1 protein-coding gene and 2 pseudogenes are annotated in these 3,604 nt (G+C 66.3%); 2 read left to right on the top strand and 1 reads right to left on the bottom strand.

The window, feature by feature from the left end; genetic code table 11:
- Together MJ785_RS21045 and istB are read left to right on the top strand one after the other, a co-directional pair.
- A pseudogene (locus MJ785_RS21045) lies at positions 1 to 427 on the top strand (IS21 family transposase); the annotation flags it as partial.
- A 47-nt stretch (positions 428 to 474) separates the two neighbouring features.
- A pseudogene (istB, locus tag MJ785_RS21040) lies at positions 475 to 1,236 on the top strand (IS21-like element helper ATPase IstB).
- Positions 1,237 to 2,127: 891 nt separating this feature from the next.
- On the opposite strand, the gene MJ785_RS21035 reads toward istB, so the two are convergent.
- On the bottom strand, positions 2,128 to 3,153 hold the full coding sequence (locus MJ785_RS21035) for a terpene cyclase (RefSeq protein WP_239313840.1): 1,026 nt from the start codon (positions 3,151 to 3,153) through the stop codon (positions 2,128 to 2,130).
- Positions 3,154 to 3,604: the final 451 nt, after the last annotated feature.

Raw genomic sequence — 3,604 nt, 5'->3', positions numbered from 1 at the left:
GGGGCTGCCGCCGGTGGATCCGCCGGCCGGTCTGTGTTCCCGTGTTCGGCTGGGTCGGGACTATTACGTGCGGGTCGACACCGTCGATTACTCCGTCGATCCGCGGGCGATCGGCCGGTTCGTCGACGTGACCGCCTCCCTCGACACGGTGGCGGTGACCTGTGACGGTCAGCCCGCCGCCCGGCACGCCCGTTCCTGGGCCCGCAACGGCACGGTCACCGACCCCGAGCACGCCGCGACCGCCGCGCGGATGCGCCAGGCGCTCGCCGAGGACCGCCGGCGGCGGGCGGCGGCGACCCGCCATCACGGTGACGGCCATCCGGTCACGATGCGGGCGCTGCCGGACTACGACGCCCTCTTCGGTGTCGATTTCACCCACCAACCACCTGGGAACACCCTGGAAGAGAAGAAAGCGAGTAGCGAGTGACAGCGACCACCCTTTCGGTGGAACCCGCCGGGAGATCACCCGACGGCATGCCGGCGATGATCTCCTATCTGACCCGGGTATTGAAGACCCCGACGATCGGCGCGTTCTGGGAAGAACTCGCCGTCCAGGCCCGTGCGGAGAACTGATCCTACGAAGGATACCTCGCCGCGCTGCTGCAGCGCCAGGTCGCCGACCACGAGTCCAAAGGGACCGTGATGCGGATCCGCACCGCGCACTTCCCGACCGTCAAAACGCTGGAGGACTTCAACCTCGACCACCTGCCCTCCCTGGGTCGTGATGTGCTCGCGCATCTGGCTACGAGCACCTACATCGCCAAAGCGGAGAACGTCGTCCTGCTCGGTCCGCCTGGCGTCGGGAAGACCCATCTCGCGATCGGTCTGGGAGTGAAAGCCGCTCACGCCGGCTACTCCGTGCTGTTCGACACCGCCAGCAACTGGATAACCCGTCTCGCCGACGCCCACCACGCCGGGCGTCTCGACGACGAACTGAGGAAGATCCGCCGCTACAAACTCATCATTATCGATGAAGTGGGCTACATTCCGTTCGATCAGGACGCGGCGAACCTGTTCTTCCAGCTCATCGCGTCCCGCTACGAACAAGGCTCGGTCATGGTCACCTCGAACCTGCCCTTCGGCCGCTGGGGCGAGACCTTCTCCGACGACGTCGTCGCCGCCGCGATGATCGACCGGCTCGTCCACCACGCCGAGGTCCTCACCCTCGCCGGCGACTCCTACCGCACCCGCGCCCGCCGCGAGCTCCTCGCCAAGGACCGACCCAACCACAACTGATCAACCAGACGTGGGGGGTCAAGATTCAGAGGCCTGCACGGGGTCAGTTTTCGCGAGGCCTTGACAGTGGGCATCCGATCCGGGGCGGTTCACCGGGATGAATCCGCAGGCGACGGCCCCAGTACCGCCCGGCACAGATCAACAACGGATCGGCGGCTCGACACCGGCCCTCGACGAGACGAGCAACGATCATTCCACAGACGCGGTCGAGCGCCTGTGGATCAGTGGCGGTGACCTCCCTGAGCTGCGCCACGATTGCCGCTACATCGACGTCCACAGGCCCCCTCGGGGCACTACCGGTGACAGCTGTATATCACGCTGTGGCCGCCGAAGTTGGGTGCACGGCTGTTGCGGTGACTCGATCGGGCCGGCAAGAGAAGATCTTGAAGCGTCCCCTGCCCCTCCAAGCACGTCGCTGTTATCACCGCTGTCTGTCCGTGGTGTTCACCGTGTGCGTCTCGGCTCTCTGGTGAGCTGCACCACTACCCGTTCGGTGTTCGGGGGAGGGCGTCGCCTCTGGGGCTTTCTGTCTCGTCCGACTGGCGAACGGTGTGACCCTCGGTGGCGAGTCCGCGTCTTTCGCGTGCCCTGTGCTGCCGCCCTGGCGGTTGTGGGGACGGCGCCGGCTCGGGGGGGTGCCAGCGCCGTCGCCACAGGATCTCATCCTCGGGGGGAAACACCCGTGCGGAACGGTAATTTCCCCGGGTCGCGAGAGAACCGCCCGCTGCTACGCCACGCGGACGATGGCTGGCCTCATGCTCGGGCGCTACAAGACCATCAGTGTTCGGGCTGGGCGGTGTAGGAGGTGAGACGGGCGAGGAGATTCTCGGCCGGCACACCCACCTACAGATCTATTCGCGACAATGGCCGGCAGGATCGAATTCGTGATGTTCATGAACCAGCAGGATCTGGCTCTCCCAGGACGTTCTCGAAGTAGCCGAGGCCAGACCGAGGGAGGACCTCCAGAGCGGTGGTGTAGCGCAGGGTCTCGGTTTCCCACGCGTGATAGCCGCAAATCCAGGCGGTCAGGACGTCGACATAGGTGGACACGCTGGCGCACTGCGTGGCGGAGAGAGCGAGATGGGTGCACATGGCTGGGACCTCGCGAGCCAGCTCCTGGAAACGGGTGCAGCGCCGGTGGACTTCTCCTTGAGCTGCGGCGATCGCCTCCTCGCGGGTGCAGTGCTGGGTGTGTTCGAGAACCAAGACGACGTTGTCCATGTCCCCGCGTGCTTCCTCCTTCTCCAGGGAATACACGTCGTTACACATCAGCGTGATGTCGATGGCGATCTCCCGCATGATCCTCAGCTGCGGACTATGGAACACGGCCGGAGGCAGGGTGAGGCCCGCCGCGCGTTCCCCCAGGGACAGCGGCAGCGCTGTCCCGGCGATGCCCCGGCGGACCTGGAGGTATTGCTCCATGTCGGCGGGCGACCTACGGCGCCGGTTGACCGCCTCATGGGCGTGGGCGGCGAAGTAGTACTCCCACTCGCCTGCGACCCGGGCCGCCCAGCCGGGGGAAGCACCGTCGGTGCTGCGCCGCCAAAGGTCAGCGAACGCGGCCGAGCATGGGTCGCCGCCGTGGCGCGGCCCGGTGCCGTGGAAGATATCGATCAGGCTCTGGCACACCCGGGCGACTCGGTCGGGCGCCGAACCCAGGGGGCCGTCGAGCTGGTCGTCGAAGACGAAGAAGAACGCCATCGCGTCGGTGCACAGATCCAGCCCTGGGCCGGTGGCGTCGGGGAAGCCGTAGGCGGCGAGCCGGGGCATGTCCCATGAGGAGTACCAGTCCATCGACCGTTCGCCGCCGACCAGCCCGTGCCGGCGGACCCAGTCGAGGTTGCGGACGCGTGTGCCGTCCATGCCCTGGTGCATGCGGAGCGGGAAAGGTAGATCGAATGCGACGTCCTGCGGCATGGACCCTCCACACGCCGGCCGCCCGCTGGCTCACCGGCTCCGCATGAGGTGTATCCCAGATCGGCCCCCGCCGAGGCTGATTCATGTGAGATTTCTGCAAGAAGGCCCGTTCCTCGATCGACGTCAGCGCAAGACCGCTCTGGATTGAAAGGTGGTTTCCCGCGCGGTCGCCGGCTTACGACCGACGCCCGGCGGCGAAGAGCAGGGCTGACGCTCATCAAGCCCCCGATGACTCCCTGCAAAGCGGGCTCCATGACAGATCCTCCGCCGGCACCCAGAGGGCCTCAAGATCTCGACGGCCGAATACCGCGGGGTTCGAATAACAGCACTCCACCAGTCAAGTAGGATTTGTGGCTCTCGGCAGATTGCCGGAGAACGCGTTTGGTCGCTGACGGCTAGTGATCTGCACATGTGACTTAACGTGACCACGCTTGGGGGCTCGGCCCTCCGT

Source organism: Protofrankia sp. CiT1 (assembly GCF_917627335.1).
Classification (GTDB): Bacteria; Actinomycetota; Actinomycetes; order Frankiales; family Frankiaceae; genus Protofrankia.
The sequence above is the reverse complement of the archived record's forward strand: the minus strand, read 5'-3'. Positions and strand labels throughout refer to the sequence as shown.